Source organism: Fibrobacter intestinalis, assembly GCF_900167415.1.
Lineage (GTDB): Bacteria > Fibrobacterota > Fibrobacteria > Fibrobacterales > Fibrobacteraceae > Hallerella > Hallerella intestinalis.
Map to the genome: position 1 here is coordinate 1 of NZ_FUWU01000012.1, position 16,879 is coordinate 16,879.

Below are 16,879 nucleotides of genomic sequence, written 5' to 3' on the forward strand. Positions count from 1 at the left end.
TACCGCGGACAAAAGGAATCCGGAACGACAAAGATCGTGATACCGGACGTCCCGAAGAAAAACGCGACCTACTACCAGAAGAAAAAGGCTCACAAGCTTTTTTGCAAGAGGGCTGGCATCGAACCAATCAATGGTCACTTGAAGAGCGACCACCGCATGGGTCGCAACTTCTACAAGGGAATCTTTGGAGACATGCTCAACGCAAAGCTTGCAGCAGCGGCGTTCAACTTCAAGAGGGCCATGAGGCGCTTTTTTGTTCTGTTGGAATGGCTGTACTGTTTTTGCCTTCTGTGGAACGGAATGAACAAAAAATGCGAACGTCCTTATCTTGCGTTCGCAAAGTGACTTTTTAAGGGATGACTAAATAGTCAAAATGGTTTCGCCGAAATGAAGCGAGAGAGTTTTTTTGGTGCGAATTCCGATTTTCAAAAATGTATTTCGATACAAGGGAAAATGAATGAAAGGAATTTTGACTCCTGGAATTTAAAATCCCGTTTCTAACGTGTAATCTGAAATGCGGATTAGCGTGTCGAGAATGGCTTCAAGTTCTTGGACGGTTTCCGTTTTTTGAGAAGCGAGATTTTGTTTTTGGTGCGTGTCGCTTTCGGCAAAAAGACCATCGACATTGCCCGAATTGAGCGGATAGCGGGCAATCAAACGGTATCCTTTGAATCCGATGTCGGCGACCTTAGAGTAAGCTCCGAGGGAAAGCCCGCTGCCATATCCACGCAACAAGTTGTGCCCCATAAAAATGTTGGGGACAGCGATGCCGGCGAGTTCCAAAATCGTGGGGGCGATATCGATTTGCGCTGCGGTGGCCGTGTCTTGGGCAGGAACAATGCCATTTCCATGGATGATGAAGGGAATCCATGTCGCATTGGAAAAAGCGCTGCCGTTCATGGTGGAAACGCCGTTCTCTCCAAGGGGAAATCCATGGTCGGCCAAAATGACGAGGTATGTATTTTTATACCAAGGTTCGTTTTGTATGGATCGAATGAAGCGTGCCAGTTGCCTGTCTGTATAATTCATGGTGATTTGAATTCTTTCGGTCAAGGGCTTTTGTTTATCGGCATCGGACATTCCCGCTGCAAAATTAAACGGGTAATGATTTGAACGGCTCATGATTGTAGCGAGGAAAGGCTTTTCACGATGGGCTAGACTGTCGAGAATAAAGGATGCCGTGTAGTCAAAGAACGTGGAATCGTCTTCGCGGGAACGATCATAATGTTCCGCATTGTACCATTTTGCCATCCATACGCCTAGATTGTCCCAAGCAGGATCTGCTGCGGAAAAATAATGGGTCGCATAACCGGAATCGCTCAAGACAGAGGCGAAACTGGGAAGATTGACGTGGGCAAGGTCTGTTGCTTCGGCGAGTTGGGAATGGTGAGGAAGTCCCAAATGGGATGTGAGAACTCCTCCCGTTGTCGGTAAACCGCTTGTGTGCATCCGAAACCAGGCGCGGGAATGGGCGGCAAGGGAATCGAGAAATGGGGTCGGCGAGGGCTTTCCCGGATTGAGGTATCCCACGTTCATGCCGCGGTGAGATTCCAAAAAGAATACAATGAAATTTGGTTTTTGATGGTGCTTTGCTTGTAGCTCTTCGTTGCTTGTAAGTGCTTCGCTTGGAATGCGATAAAGCGGCAATTTTTTTCCTGTTTCATTTTGCGGAAAAATCCACAGCGAATCTCCTTCCACTTGCTGCCATAAATTTTGGTAGGCGGAGCCGAGAATGGCCAGTTCGTTGGAGCTTAAACGGTCGATTCGTTTTGCATCAAAAAGTTCATTGTAAACCAGAGAAACAACTGGCCGGAGCTTTGTCATGCGGGCGTTTCCCGTCCAAATCACATAGACAAAAAGGTAAGAAGCGACGTAGAAAATCGCCATCGCTATCAGGGGAATTTTCAACGATTTTCCCGCGAGAAATTTTTGAATTAGACGGAAGCATACATAGGTTGCGGGTAAAATCAACGCCAGCACAAAGAACTGCAAAAAGGGAACGGAATAATCGTTGGCAACGTAATCCCAGAACATGACGATGGAAGAAGTGTCCTTGTAAGTATCGACGAGACCAAAAGAAAGATGGCTTCCTAAAAAACGTTGAACTTCATGATCGAGAAGGGTGAACAGCAGGATGACGGAATGAAATAAGGCAAAGAGAATTGCCGAGATGTTGCCGTAAATGGGATAAGTTTTTTTTGAAATTTTCTGTTGGACGAAAGAAATTAAAGCGGTTAAAAGGCTAAAAGCGATAAGGGAATTGAAAATCCACAAAAAGTCCAGACAAACAGCGTGGAAAATGTACCAGTCCGGTTTACTGACAAAGGCGAATCCGTAAGGATTGCTGCGGAATAGGAGAAGGCTTCGCAAAAAAATATGCGCAATCCAAAAAGCGAGAGCGATAAAAATCAATCGAGAGGGAATAAATTTTTTCATTGCCTAAAAATATAAAAGACGCGCTTTGAATGCAACAAAGGTGCTGTGAAAGAGGATTCACGGAATAGGAAATCATTTCATTCTTTGTCGCATTTCTGAATGCTAGGAATAAAAATTTGTCGGACGAAAGTTATATTATGGACATGAATAACGGTTTTGACCATTTGAATGTGCAAAAGATTGAAGTCGCGGGATTTATTCGTGAAGTCTTCGGATATATAACGCGTTTTAAAGGACAGCTTTTTGTGCTGAAAATAGAGGATAGCCTGATGGAGCATCCTCTGTTTCCCGTTTTAATTCGGGACATTACGCTTTTGCATAAAATCGGCGTCAAAATTTTAATTGTCCCCGGGACGCGGAAAAGTATTGACCGCCAACTCAAGGCATGGGAAATCAATTCCGAATTTCACGGCGGTGTTCGGCTGACCAGCGAAGAGGCTCTTCCGCTGATAGAACAAGCTTCCCTTGGTGCTGCTCAACGCATTATGAGTCATTTGACTGCTGGCGGCTGCCATGGCATGCAGGGGAATTGGGTCGCCGCTCGTAGCATGGGAATTATCGATGGCATAGATTATATGCGGACAGGACGCATTGAACGGATTGAAAAAAATATTCTGGAACATCTGCTTTCCGAGGATTACATTCCGATCATTCCGCCCATCGGATGGAATAAAATCGGCCATGCGTACAACATTTCCAGTACAGAACTCGCAATGGAACTCTGCAAGTATTTGACAGTCAGCAAGTTGTTCTTTATCGGCAGCGAAAACGGCATCCGGGCAGAAGGATTGAATTCGGGAATGAATACCAAATATCTGGATGTGACGGATAGCGGAGTCATTTCGGCATTGGACATTGAACAGGCTCAAGAAATTCTGGATTTAAATCCTGACAAGTTGAATTTTGCACAAGTGGATTATTTAAAAAATGCCATTAGTGCTTGCAAAGCGGGAGCGAAACGCGTTCACTTGATTAGCGGTGAAACGCAGGGCAGTGTTTTGCAAGAAGTCTTTTCCAGCCGCGGCGATGGAACCATGGTTTATGCGAACCAGTATTCGTGCATCCGTTCGGCAACAACGGACGATATTCCGGATATTTTGCGGATGATGCAGGATTATATTGCGAAAGGCTATTTGATTCCGAGAACGCAGGAATCCATTTCGGAAAAATTGTCGGATTATGTCGTTTATGCAATAGACAATGCGATTCACGGTTGCGGAGCACTTCATGCGTTTGAAGATAATACGGCGGAAATCGCAGCGATTGCGGTAGCGGCGAATTATCGCAAGTCGGGAGTCGGCGCGGCAATTGTGCGCCACTTGATTGCAACCGCTCGGATGCGTGGCTACCGGATGGCATTCTTGCTTACAACGCAAGCGCTCGACTGGTTCTATCAACTGGGATTCCGGGACGGTGCGCTGGAAGATTTGCCTCAATCTAAACGTGAACATTACAATCGCAAAAGAAATTCGCGAATTTTGGTAATGGATTTGCAAAAGCCGTCTTCTAGCAAAGAATGAGTAATTTTGGAAAATCATGCTGAAATTTTGAAATACGCACGACCGGCAACGGATTACGAAATCGCCGAATTTCAGAGTATTCAAAAATGGGACATGAGCTTCCCAGCGTTGTGAACAGAACATTGGGAAAAATGCTTTCGCCTGTTGGTTGGATGGCGTAAAAATTGCCGATTAAAAAAAAGAGTTCCGTTGCTTTGCTCGAATTTTTCCCGTAGGTTGTGTTAAAGGCAAACGCACGGAAAGCGATTTTATTTGTGCATGGAGTAGAACTTCTTTCGTGTCTTTTTCACTGTTCCAACAATTTTTGGATATACTCTTTCATCCGGGTTTCTGCGGTGGTATTTTGCGGGGCTGTGCCGAACGCTTCCGGGTGGTAAAACGCGGAAACGGCGACGGCCTCGTTTGCGATCGAAGGGAAGGTTTTGCTATCGAACGGAATGTTGAAATTTCCCAAGTAATAGGGGACATCGGCAAATCGCTTAAAACAATCGATGTAGCAATAATAGGGCAATTTTTCTGGATTGACATCGACTGCGTTAGCGCATCGCTCTGCAAGGAAAGTCCGGCTCCGTTTTAAGGCGTTGATGTCCCGCAGCGTATAAAAGAGGATTTCTTTTGCGTAGCGTTTTTTGTGCGGGTACTTCTCGATGAAATCAGAGACGTAATCCCAACTGGATAGGGAAAATTCGTCCCCCTCCACGGTGCGGAATTTCATGTCGCAAACATCGTCGTAACGCAGCCCCTCGCCGGGCGTTCTCTTGTATAGCCCGACAAGGACGGGAAAGCCGTTCATTTTGGATGTATTTGCAAATTCCTGACTGTTGAAAACGATATGCTCCAGCAGCTGATAATTTCCGAAGAATTTTTTTGTCGCCGAAAAATTCGATCGCTTGATCAAATACGATAGCGGGTGCAGAATCGCCACATAATCCGCTTGAAGTTTATTATAGGAAAGCAGAAAGGAAATTCCCAAATCGCGGGTTTTGATGTCCGAATCGATTTCGAATTCGCTCTTTTTGATACGCTGGTTGATTTGCGAAGTCACGTCATTGTAGGGCGGATTTCCGACGACGACAAGGCTTTGCTTTTCATCGATATGATATTGGCTTCGGCTGACATGGGACAACGCGTTGACATTGAATGTTTGAACAGATGGAAAAATCTTGGAGACTTCTCGGACAGCAAAAGAATCTACGTCATTTCCGATATATTGATTATTGGGCAGGAATTGCTCCAGTTCAAAAAAAGCGCCGTAGCCACATGAGCTGTCTAAAACGATATTTCCGGAGTCGATTTTGTGTTTTATCAGCCAATCCTTGATCAAGAGAACATACCGAAATGGTGTGTAAAAGCTGCCGAGATTCACTCGACCTTTATCGTTTAAGTGCGATTGGATATGTAAATCCATTTTGAATGTCTCCAAAAGAAAAATAATAAAGTTTCTAAATTTTGAAGTTTGAATTCCGAATTTCAAAAGAGCGATACGGAGCTTTATAGCAATTATCCTATCGGGAATTTCATTTTAATGCGACTCTCTCTTCCTTGCTCTTTTCGGTGTTCTGTTCTATATTTGGTGGGCTTGCACAAACAAGGGAGAGGAAAATGGCTCGCAAGAAAAATCAAGAGACTCGATTGAAACATTCGACAGCTCTAAGCAAAGAACCCGAAGTCCTCCGCAATCTGCGCATTCGGGAATCTCAAAATGGAGCGACGCTTCGAACGAGAATCATCGACAATAAAAAACAATACAACAGAAAACAGAAACACAAGAAATCCTTCGCCTCTGCGGAGGATTTTGCTTTTCAAATGTCTTTGGGTCTTGTGCTTTCAAGAACAAAAGGCCGAGAAACGAGATACGTTTATTTTGGAAAATGCTAAATTTACCGGCATGGATTTGAATAAAATGGAAAACGGATTTCGCATGATTCTTGAAGGAATGGGCGAAGATCCAAGTCGCGAAGGCCTGCTCGACACGCCGAAACGCGTGGCGAAAATGTATGCGGAACTCATGACCAGTCTGCGGAGTGAAAGCAATCCGTCTGAAATTTTGAAAACCCGCTTTCATGAAAAATATGATGAAATGATTGTGGTCCCCAATATCGAGTTTGCCAGTATGTGCGAACATCATTTTTTGCCGTTTACAGGTCGCGCTTTTGTCGCCTATATTCCTGGAGATTGCGTGGTGGGACTGTCAAAAATTCCTCGCGTGGTCGAGTATTTTGCCCGCATGCCGCAAATCCAGGAACGCATGACCCGCCAGATTGCGGAACTGATTCAGAAGGAGCTGAATCCCAGAGGCGTTGCCGTCTTATTGGAAGCGAGCCACATGTGTATGACAATGCGGGGAGTCAAAAAACCTGGGGCAACCATGGTAACGACGCAGCTTTTGGGGCGTTTTAAAACCGATGAAAAGACCCGTGCTGAATTTATGACTTATATCCACCGGGAAGGTTGCTGAAATTGAATTTGCTGGAATCGGGCAAAGAGCAGAATTTTAAGAAAGATTTTTGCCCTCACTCCTCGCCATGACTTTCGTATGGGTTGGTGAACTTGTCGAACCATGGTTAGTGCACTTCGGCAAGCTCGGTAACCGCTTGTCGAACTAGTCGGAGCACGGTTGCTGAGCATGTCGAAGCATTACCGAGGCCATTTTTTTAGAAGTGATCTATTGAGAAAACGACAAAAACGGCAAGATTTTGAACAACAAAAATGTAAAATTCAGCAAAGCGTGTTACATTTTTGTAGGCTGAAAATTTCAAAACCCCTTTACTTCGCTGGCGAGCTCTAGTAATTTTTCATACCGAAAACGGCAAAGAAGATGGATTCTTTGCGATGACGATAGGAGATATATGAAGGCTCAAGGCTTGTACAATCCGCAGAACGAACACGATGCTTGCGGTGTCGGCTTCGTTCTCAACATGAATGGCAATCGGGAACACACTATTGTTGAAAAAGGCGTAAAGGTTCTCTGCAATCTTCTTCACCGGGGGGCGACGGGCGCGGATGTCAATACGGGCGACGGCGCTGGTTTGCTTGTCCAGATTCCGGATAATTTTTTCAAGAAAACGCTGAAAATGAAATTGCCCGCTTTGGGGCATTATGCGGTCGGGATGCTTTTTTTGCCGCAGAATCAAGAGAAACGCGAATCCGTGCTGGATTTGCTGGAAAAAATTGCCGTCGAGGAAAATTTTAAGGTCTTGGCTTGTCGGGATGTTCCTGTTGTCGCTTCGGCGGTAGGGGATTCCGCTCGTGCGGAAATGCCTTTTATTGCGCAAGTATTTTTGCAGCCGAATCAAAATTTAACCGGCGAAGATTTGGAACGAGCCTTGCTTGTTTTGCGGAAACGTGCCGAACACGAATCGGGTCTTTCTGCCGAAGGGGCCGACGGATTTTACATTGCCAGTTTGTCGGCTCGGACGATTGTTTACAAAGGTATGATGACGGCTCCACAAGTTCCCGTATTCTATCCGGATTTGAATGACTCGAATTTTGAAAGTGCTGTAGCGGTAGTGCATCAGCGTTATTCCACAAATACGTTTCCCAGTTGGCCTTTGGCTCAGCCTTTTCGCTTTATGGCGCACAATGGAGAAATCAATACGATTCGCGGAAACCGTAATTGGATGGCCGCACGGGAAAAGAATTTGGCGTCGCCGCTTTTTGGTGAAAATATCCAGAAGTTGACTCCTATTTTGGAAACGGGTTCGAGCGATTCAGGAAACTTGGACAATGTGTTGGAACTTTTGACTCTTGGCGGTCGGGAAGTCGGGCATTCCATGATGATGCTCATGCCGCAGGCCTGGGGAAAAAAGCATGCGATGGGTCCGGATCTTCGCGGATTTTTTGAATTTCATGCAGGGATTATGGAACCGTGGGATGGCCCTGCCGCTGTGGCGTTTACCGATGGCGAATGGGTTGGCGCAACTTTGGACAGAAACGGTCTTCGTCCGGCGCGCTATACGATTACAAAAAACGGGTTTATGGTTTTTGCTTCGGAAGCGGGCGTTCTCGATATTCCGGCGGAAGACGTTGCCGAAAAGGGTTCGCTCCGTCCGGGACAAATGCTTCTGGTGAATTTGGAAACGGGACGTTTTTATAAAGATCGCGAAGTGAAGACTCGCTTTGCCCGCAAGGAACCGTATCGCCGCTGGGTCAAGGAAAATCACATTGATATTCACGGCTTTTTTAATGCGGTTGGCGAAGTCGCTGTAGATGAAAGTTCTCTTTTAAAACGCCAAATGCTTTTCGGCTACACGCGAGAAGATTTGGACATTATTTTGAATGCGATGGCCTCTACCGGTGTGGAACCGATTGGTTCGATGGGTTCAGATCAGCCGCTTGCTGTGCTTTCCGAAAAACCAAAACTTCTTTACTGGTATTTCAAACAGCTTTTTGCGCAGGTGACAAATCCGCCGATTGATCCGATTCGCGAAGAATTGGTGATGAGCTTGATGACTTATCTGGGCATTCACGACAACGTACTTGCTGAAGAACCATCTCAGGCACGTCTGGTAAAATTCCGCTATCCGGTGCTTTCTAATGAAGATTTGGGTCGTTTGCGCACGTTGAATCAAGATGATTTCAAATGCGTGACGGTGCAGATGGGATTTCCGGTTCTTTCCGATACCCTTTCTGCCGGAAAGCTTTTGGAAATGGCCCTGAACGAACTTTGCAAAAAAGTGGAAGCGTTTGTTCGCAGTGGCCATAAGATCATCATCTTGAGCGATAAGGATCTCCCCGATGAACTGTCTCCGATTCCGGCGATTCTTGCTGTGTCCGCAGTAAACCAGCATCTGTCTCGAATTGGGATTCGCACGAGTTGTGGCTTGATTTTGGAAACGGGTGAAGCTCGGGAAGTCATGCACGTGGCAAGCCTTTTGGGATTTGGCGCGACGGCGATCAACCCTTATCTCGCCTTTGAAACGATTGCGGATCTTAGTCGCACGCACCAGTTGAACAAGCAGGTCGGTGTTACTGAGGCTATCGAGCATTACATTGATGCGATGAACAAGGGATTGAAAAAAGTGATGAGTCGCATGGGAATTTCGACTCTCCGGAGTTACCGCAATGCGCAGGTCTTTGAAATTGTAGGCCTTTCCCGCGAAGTCGTCGATAAATTCTTTACGGGAACGGCAAGCCGCGTGGGAGGAATCGGTCTGGAAGAAATTGCCAAGGAAGCATTGATGCGCTGGCGCTCGGCGATAGAAAGCAAAAGTCCGCTGCTTCCGTCCGGTGGGGAATATCGTTATCGTAAAGACGGGGAACGACATTTGTGGACTCCCGAAGCGATTTCGAATTTACAACGCGCCGTTCGCACGGGAGACCAGAAACGGTATGATACTTATGCGGAACTCATCAACGACCAGACCGTGCACCAGAGTACTCTTCGCGGATTGTTCACGTTCAAAAAGACGGAAGCGATTCCTTTGGACGAGGTGGAACCCGCTTCGGAAATCATGAAGCGTTTTGTCACGGGCGCGATGAGTTATGGGGCGATTTCTAACGAAGCGCACGAGGCGATCGCTATTGCGATGAACCGGATTGGCGTCAAGAGCAACTGTGGCGAAGGCGGCGAAGACCCGGAACGCTATATCCCTCTTTCTAACGGGGATTCGCTTTCGAGTGCCATCAAGCAAGTGGCGAGCGGGCGTTTTGGCGTAACGGACGAATATCTGGTGAACGCCAAGGAATTGCAGATTAAAATTGCACAGGGCGCAAAACCGGGAGAAGGTGGTCAGTTGCCCGGACATAAGGTCAGCGAGCAGATTGCGAAAGTGCGCCATTCGACTCCGGGTGTTACCTTAATCAGTCCGCCGCCGCATCACGATATTTATTCGATTGAAGATATCGCGCAATTGATTTTCGATTTGAGAAATGCCAACGACAAGGCTCGTATTTCGGTAAAGCTCGTTTCGGAAGTTGGGGTCGGAACGGTCGCGGCAGGAGTTGCCAAAGCCAGAGCGGATGTGATTCTGATTTCTGGTTATGATGGAGGTACTGGAGCTTCTCCGTTGTCGTCCGTAAAGCACGTCGGTGCGCCTTGGGAATTAGGACTTTCTGAAGCCCAGACGACGCTTGTGCTGAATAAATTACGCAACCGTGTTCGCCTTCAGGTGGACGGTCAGATGAAAACGGGTCGGGATGTGGTTATAGGAGCTCTTCTCGGTGCAGAAGAATTTGGCTTTGCAACTACGATTCTGGTGGTGCTGGGCTGTGTGATGATGCGGCATTGCCATTCGAATACTTGTCCGGTCGGCGTTGCTACGCAGGACCCGGAACTTCGCAAACGGTTCAAGGGAAAGCCCGAACACATTATTCAGTATTTGCATTTTGTCGCCGAAGAAGTTCGTCATTATATGGCTCAACTCGGTTTCCGCACATTTGACGAAATGGTTGGACGCAGCGACTTGCTGGAAATGAACCGGGCTATCGATTTTTGGAAGGCCAAAGGTTTGGACTATTCCGGCATTCTTTATCAGGCATCGACCAAGCCAGAAGAAATTCGCTGCACGCACTCGCAAGAGACGGGACTGGACGGTGCCGCGGACTACGAAATTTTGAAGAAAGCGGAAGCCGCCATTGAAACAAAGAAATCGGTTTCGTTGTCGTTCTCCATTCGCAATACCAATCGCACGTTTGGAACCATTGTTTCCAGTCGCATTGCGCAAAAGTATGGTTACGCGGGACTTCCTGATGATACGGTTTCCATTCATTTGCAGGGTTCTGCCGGTCAGAGTTTTGGTGCGTTTGGAGCGCATGGTCTGACTTTGGAATTAGAAGGCGAAGCCAATGATTATGTAGGCAAAGGTCTTTCGGGCGCAAAGATTATTGTGCGTCCGCCAAAGAGAAGCTCTTTTGCTCCAGAAAATAACGTCATTGCGGGCAATGTGATTCTTTACGGGGCCACATCGGGCGAAGTCTATTTGAATGGTTGCGCAGGAGAACGCTTTGGCATTCGCAATAGTGGAGCGCTTGCCGTTGTGGAAGGTGTGGGCGATCATGCTTGCGAATACATGACTGGAGGACGCATCGTTGTTCTGGGTCCGACGGGAATCAATTTTGGTGCGGGAATGAGCGGAGGCATCGCTTACGTCTATGATGAAGGCGGTCAATTTGACAGTCTTTGCAATACCGATATGATTGATTTGGATCCGTTGAATGCAGCCGACGAAAAGGAACTCAAAACACTGATTGAAAATCATGTGAAGTACACGGGAAGCCCAAAGGCCAAGAGAATTTTGGAAAACTGGGACAGGGAATGCGAATTTTTTGTCAAGGTTTTCCCGATGGAATATCGGCGGGCTTTGGAAATGATGAACCAGCGAGAACACGGCTAAAAGGAGGTTGGACATGAATGCGAATAAACCATTTATGACGATTCCTCGCCGGGAAGCAGAAGAACGTCCCGTACAGGAGAGAGTCCGCGATTACAAGAAAACCGCAAAAGAGATGACTCAGGAACAGATAATGGAGCAAGCTCTGCGCTGTATGAATTGCGGAGTTCCGTTCTGTCATTCTTATGGTTGTCCTTTGCTGAATGCCATTCCGGAAATCAACCGTTCCGTTAGTCGTGGCGAATGGCGCAAGGCTCTGGATTTATTGTTGGATACAAGTCCTTTTCCTGAATTTACCGGAATAGTCTGCCCGGCTCTTTGTGAAGGTTCTTGCGTCAATGGTCAGGATGGAGATGCGGTGACGAATCGGGAAATTGAGCATCGGGTGATTGAAACCGCTTATGAAAATGGCTGGGTTCAAGCGAATATTCCGCAAATCCGAAGTGATAAAAGGGTTGCCGTTATTGGTTCTGGACCTTCGGGACTTTCCTGCGCGGAATTTTTGAATCGCGCCGGCATTCAAGTGACGGTTTACGAAAGTGCAGAACACGCTGGCGGTTTTATGCGTTACGGCATTCCGGATTTTCGCTTGCCTAAATCGGTGATAGAACGCCGCATTGCGTTGATGCGCCAAGAAGGAATCCGCTTTGAAATGAACGTGTGCGTTGGCAAGGACGTGTCTCCGGAATATCTCCTTCGCCATCATAACGCGATTGTGCTTTGCTGCGGTTCGCGCAAGCCTCGGGATTTGAAAGTTCCGGGGCGGGACTTGTCCGGCATCCATTTTGCCGTGGACTATCTTACTCAGCAGAACCGTATTAACGGTGGAGAAATGTTCGAATACGACGAAACAAAAAATGCAAAAGGCAAGCATGTTGTTGTTGTAGGTGGCGGGGATACGGGCGCAAACTGCATTGGAACCGCTATTCGGCAAGGAGCTTTGGACGTAACTCAGATTGAAATTATGCCGAAAGCACCAGATACGCGTGCTTCGAACAATCCTTGGCCTGAATGGCCTCGCATATTCAAAGAAACTCCCGCTCATCAAGAAGGCTGCAAACGGCAGTGGAATGTCAATACGTTAGAAGCCATCGGCGAAAATGGAAAGGTCAAGGCTTTGCGTTGCACGGAAATCGAATGGAAACGCGGCGAAGATGGTCGAATGTTCAATGTGCCAAAGCCGAATGGAAACTTTACTCTTCCCGCCGATTTGGTTCTGCTTGCCATGGGATTCGTCGGTCACGATATTCCAGATATTGTAAATGCATTTAAATTAAGAGCGGATGAACGCGGACGCATTTTTCGAGACGAATCGGGAATGACATCGGTAAAAGGTGTTTACATCGCTGGAGATTGCGCTACTGGGCAATCTTTGGTTGTGCGGGCGATTGCAGATGGAAAACGCGTGGCAAAAGGCATTGTTCAAGCGCTTCTATAAAAACGGAATGGATATATGGCGATAAAAGACGATCAAAAGATAAAGGAACTGGAACTGCTTTATCGGGTGGGCCAGATCCTTGATGAAAGCATGGATATGCGAAATGTCTTGCGACCGGTGATGAACACTCTCGGCGAACACATGGGTTTTAAACATGCTACGGTAACTCTTTACAATCGACAGACGGGTGAAATCTCCATTGAGCTTGCGACTGGGCTTTCTCCGCTGCAAACGAAAAAAGGACGTTACAAGGTTGGTGAAGGAATTACAGGAAAAGTCGTAGAAACCGGCAAGCCTATTGTTGTGCCGGATGTGACGAAGGATCCGAATTTTTTGGATCGCACGGGTCGCGGAAAAGTCTCGGGAAAGGCCTTCATCTGCGTGCCAATCGCCATTGAAAAGGAAGTTGTCGGCGCTTTGAGTGTCGATGAATTTAATTCTTCCGCAGACCAGCTAGATGATGATCTGCGTCTGTTGGAAATCATTGCGATGATGATTGCTTCTGCTGTCAAGTTGCGTCGTCAAGCAGAAGAAGAAACGGAAATTCTTCAGGCGGAAAATGAGCGGCTTCGTTCGGAATTGAAAGATCGTTTTCGTCCGTCGAACATTGTGGGCAATTCTCGGGAAATGCAAATTGTCTATGACCAGATCGCTCGAGTTGCCAAAAGCCCTTCGACGGTATTGATTCTCGGTGAAACAGGGACGGGTAAAGAGTTGGTCGCCCAGGCGATTCACTACAACTCCGATCGAGCCAACCGTCCTTTTGTCCGCGTTCATTGCGCAGCACTTCCAGAAAATATCATTGAAAGCGAATTGTTCGGACATGAAAAAGGGGCTTTTACCGGAGCGATTTCCGAGCATAAAGGCCGTTTTGAAATGGCGGATGGCGGAACGATTTTTCTCGATGAAATTGGGGAAATTTCGCCAACGCTTCAGGTGAAACTTCTCCGTGTCTTGCAGGAACATGAATTTGAACGCGTCGGCGGAAATAAAACGATTCATGTGAATATCCGCGTGATTGCGGCGACCAACAAGGATTTGCTGCAAATGGTTCGCGATGGAAAATTCCGGGAAGACCTGTATTATCGTCTGCACATTTTCCCGATTTACGTCCCGCCTCTGCGCAAACGGAAAAGCGACATCGTTCTTCTAGCGGATCATTTCTTGGATCGTTATAATAAGATTCTGGGCAAGGAAATCCGTCGCCTTTCGACGGGAACGATTGATATGCTGATGAGCTACCACTGGGCGGGAAATGTTCGTGAATTGGAAAATTGCATTGAGCGAGCCGTTCTTGTTGCCGAAGGGAATGTGATATATCCGCATCATTTGCCTTCGACATTGCAGACAGCGGAATCCACGGGTGCTCCGATTCGTGGCGACTTGAAAAGCATGGTCGAGACGTATGAACGCGATATCATTTGCGACGCTCTCAAAAGTGCCAAAGGCAAGGTCGCACCGGCGGCAAGAGCTCTGGCGACGACGCAGCGTATTTTGGGTTATAAAATCAAAATGTTGGGCATCAACCCGAAAAGATTTGCCTGATTTTTGCTCAGCGGTTTTTGTGAAACTTGCTTTGTGAAAATCTGGGCAAAGCGGTACAATTCATATACGCCGATAATTTGTATATTTGCTCTGGTTTAGCGCAAATAGGAATTGTATGCTGGATTTGAAAAAGGCGAAGTCGGCAGGCTCTTATCGCGAGTTCAAACAGACCGCTTCATTTGAAAAATATATTCGATTTGAATCGCAAACGCTTTTGAATCTTGCGAGTAATGATTATTTGGGAATTGCGACAAGTCGAAATTTACGCGATGAATTTTTGGATACGGTCAAAGCGATGGATGTTTTTTTTGGTTCGGGCGCAAGTCGTTTGGTTTACAATTCCAGCGAGGCCTTTTATAATCTTGAAAACTGGTTTGAATCTCGTTTCCAGAAAAAAGCTCTGATTTTTAATTCGGGTTATTCGGCAAATTTGGGAATCATTTCGGCATTGGCCGACCCTAAAACGCTTTTTATTGCCGACAAACTCATTCATGCCAGCATGATAGATGCGCTTCAGCTGTCGCGGGCCAATTTTAAACGGTTTGCGCACAATAATATAGAAGCTCTTTCCCGATTGTTGGAATTGCACCATTCGGAATACGAAACGATTATCGTGCTGACCGAAGCGGTTTTTAGCATGGATGGCGATTTTGCGGATTTGCCCGCGATGATTGCTTTGAAAAAGAAATATCCGAATGTTAAATTGTATGTAGATGAAGCGCATTCGTTTTTCGCTTTGCATGAGTTGGGACTTTCTCGCGCATTAAATCTCGATGCAGATGTGGATTTTATTCTTGTTACGCTTTCCAAGGCACTTGGCGGTTCTGGAGCGGTATTTCTTTGCAACGATGAAATTCGGCAGATTCTTATCAATTCGGCGCGAAGCCTCATCTTTTCGACGGCGATTCCCAGCATTGATGTCGCTTGGACGCATTTTGTCCTTTCCAAAGATTTTTCTGCACGTCGGCAAATTTTACACGATTCGATTCGTTTTTTGGAATTGAGCGATTCGCAAATCTGTCCTTTCATTGTGGGCGAAAATGAAGATGCGCTCTTGCTTTCTCGAAAGTTGCTGCAACAAGGCTTTTTTGTTCCCGCGATTCGTCCTCCTACGGTTCCCTTGCACACTGCGCGTTTACGAATCAGTTTGCGTGGCGATATCACGCCAGAGGAGCTGGCTTATTTAAAGGAAATTCTCGATGCGTATAAAGCAGCTCACGCCGGATAGAGAAAATCGTCCACTCGCCTTGATTTTTTTAGGCTACGCTTTTACTCCGGAATGTCTTTCCTCTGTGGATTTTGGAAATTATGATGTCTCTGTCGTTTATGATTATCAAACTTTAGAATTTGAAGATCTGATGGCGTGGGAAAAAATTCAGAATTCAAAAAGAGAAATTTTTTTGATCGCTTGGTCTATGGGTGTTTGGGCGGCAAATCGTTTTGCTTCTGGCTTGGAATTTCAAAAAGCGGTTGCGATCAACGGAACGCCTTTTGGCATTCATGAAAATTTTGGGATTCCGCCGGAGACATTTCAAAATTCCATCGAACATTTTGATTTTGAATTGTTTAAAAAGTGGTGTTTTTTGAATGATAGGGCGCAGGCCCATTTTGCGTTTTCTGATCATCCGAAAATCGAATTGCAAACTTTATTCAAAGCCTCCAAAAATGTGGCGCAAAATCGAATTCGCTGGACAAAAGCGATTGTTTCCAAAAAGGATGTCGTTTTTCCTCCCAAGGCAAGTTCCTGTTTTGAATGTCCTATGCAGACCATTCTTGCACCGCATTTCCCATTTTTTAAAATGAATTCGCTGGAGGACATTTTTGCGATTTGAATCCGCAAAAAATTATGACGAGTTTGCGGTAGCGCAAAAACAAGCTGCTCGGGATTTGTATCATGCGCTTTTTCAATATGTAAAACGAGCTGACCGCATTTACGAAATTGGCTGTGGCTCGGGAATTTTTACTCATTACCTTCTTCGCCATTTCGCTTTTCGTCAATTGTTCCTGAACGACCTCTACCGCTGCCCTTTGATGGAGCGTTATCCCTCGCAAATCGGAGATGTTTGTGAACAGGAAATTCCCTCAAATTTGGATTTGGTCGTTTCCAGTTCTGTTTTCCAGTGGATTATCCCTTTGGAAGAACTTTTCAAAAAAATCGCTGCTGCTTTGAAACCGAATGGATTTTTTGCTTTTTCAATGTTTGTCGCCGGGACGCTTTGGGAATTGGAATCGTTTACGCATCAGGGTTTGCCGTATAAAACGCCACAGCAAATAAAAGAAATTTTGGCCCGCCATTTCGATATTGTTGAAGGGAAAGAAAATTTTTGTATGCTCTCTTTTCCGGATTGTTTCGCTCTTCTCCATAGCTTGAAGCAAACCGGAGTGAATAATTTGCAAGGAGATTTTCGGCTGACAAAAACTTCTTATCGAAAATTGGATGAATCGTTTGATGGCAAATATGAACTGACATATCGCTATGGGGTATTTGTTGTTCGGAAAAAGTAAGGATTTGCAAAATAGACTTTGGCAATCGTTCAAAATGTCTGCACGAGAAATTTAAGGATTTTACTTCAAAAGAACGTTTCTTTTTGGATTGTCTATTTCACCCA

Annotated in this window: 11 protein-coding genes and 1 pseudogene; 10 read left to right on the plus strand and 2 right to left on the minus strand. The window is 46.1% G+C overall.

Going from position 1 to position 16,879, the window contains the following annotated elements; genetic code table 11:
* A pseudogene (locus B5D40_RS04645) lies at window positions 1–345 on the plus strand (hypothetical protein); the annotation flags it as partial.
* A gap of 138 nt (window positions 346–483) precedes the next feature.
* Here the strand turns inward: B5D40_RS04645 and B5D40_RS04650 are convergent.
* Window positions 484–2,436 carry an LTA synthase family protein gene (locus B5D40_RS04650; protein WP_078775966.1) on the minus strand — a complete coding sequence of 651 codons (1,953 nt, stop codon included), beginning with the start codon at window positions 2,434–2,436 and terminating at the stop codon, window positions 484–486.
* 137 nt (window positions 2,437–2,573) lie between these two features.
* On the opposite strand from B5D40_RS04650, the gene argA reads away from it, so the two are divergent.
* Window positions 2,574–3,956 (plus strand): amino-acid N-acetyltransferase, encoded by a 1,383-nt coding sequence (argA, locus tag B5D40_RS04655; protein WP_233134284.1) that lies wholly within the window; start codon window positions 2,574–2,576, stop codon window positions 3,954–3,956.
* A gap of 286 nt (window positions 3,957–4,242) precedes the next feature.
* Here argA and B5D40_RS04660 read toward each other — a convergent pair whose 3' ends face one another.
* Window positions 4,243–5,364 (minus strand): DNA methyltransferase family protein, encoded by a 1,122-nt coding sequence (locus B5D40_RS04660; RefSeq protein ID WP_078775967.1) that lies wholly within the window; start codon window positions 5,362–5,364, stop codon window positions 4,243–4,245.
* 194 nt (window positions 5,365–5,558) lie between these two features.
* On the opposite strand from B5D40_RS04660, the gene B5D40_RS04665 reads away from it, so the two are divergent.
* The 8 genes from B5D40_RS04665 (at window position 5,559) to B5D40_RS04700 (ending at window position 16,775) form a co-directional block, all read left to right on the plus strand.
* Complete coding sequence (locus tag B5D40_RS04665; protein WP_078775968.1) at window positions 5,559–5,834, plus strand: hypothetical protein; 276 nt, start codon at window positions 5,559–5,561, stop codon at window positions 5,832–5,834.
* Window positions 5,835–5,844: 10 nt separating this feature from the next.
* The gene (gene folE, locus B5D40_RS04670; protein ID WP_073305020.1) at window positions 5,845–6,414 is read left to right on the plus strand and encodes a GTP cyclohydrolase I FolE; all 570 of its coding nucleotides are present in this window, start codon (window positions 5,845–5,847) and stop codon (window positions 6,412–6,414) included.
* Between the two features lie 391 nt (window positions 6,415–6,805).
* On the plus strand, window positions 6,806–11,290 hold the full coding sequence (gene gltB / locus B5D40_RS04675) for a glutamate synthase large subunit (protein WP_078775969.1): 4,485 nt from the start codon (window positions 6,806–6,808) through the stop codon (window positions 11,288–11,290).
* 13 nt (window positions 11,291–11,303) lie between these two features.
* The gene (locus B5D40_RS04680; protein ID WP_078775970.1) at window positions 11,304–12,725 is read left to right on the plus strand and encodes a glutamate synthase subunit beta; all 1,422 of its coding nucleotides are present in this window, start codon (window positions 11,304–11,306) and stop codon (window positions 12,723–12,725) included.
* Between the two features lie 15 nt (window positions 12,726–12,740).
* On the plus strand, window positions 12,741–14,270 hold the full coding sequence (nifA, locus tag B5D40_RS04685; RefSeq protein WP_078775971.1) for a nif-specific transcriptional activator NifA: 1,530 nt from the start codon (window positions 12,741–12,743) through the stop codon (window positions 14,268–14,270).
* 115 nt (window positions 14,271–14,385) lie between these two features.
* On the plus strand, window positions 14,386–15,498 hold the full coding sequence (locus B5D40_RS04690) for an 8-amino-7-oxononanoate synthase (RefSeq protein WP_078775972.1): 1,113 nt from the start codon (window positions 14,386–14,388) through the stop codon (window positions 15,496–15,498).
* On the plus strand, window positions 15,470–16,102 hold the full coding sequence (locus B5D40_RS04695; RefSeq protein WP_078775973.1) for a pimeloyl-ACP methyl esterase BioG family protein: 633 nt from the start codon (window positions 15,470–15,472) through the stop codon (window positions 16,100–16,102). The genes B5D40_RS04690 and B5D40_RS04695 overlap by 29 nt, the downstream gene beginning before the upstream one ends.
* On the plus strand, window positions 16,092–16,775 hold the full coding sequence (locus B5D40_RS04700) for a methyltransferase domain-containing protein (protein WP_158222138.1): 684 nt from the start codon (window positions 16,092–16,094) through the stop codon (window positions 16,773–16,775). The genes B5D40_RS04695 and B5D40_RS04700 overlap by 11 nt, the downstream gene beginning before the upstream one ends.
* Window positions 16,776–16,879: the final 104 nt, after the last annotated feature.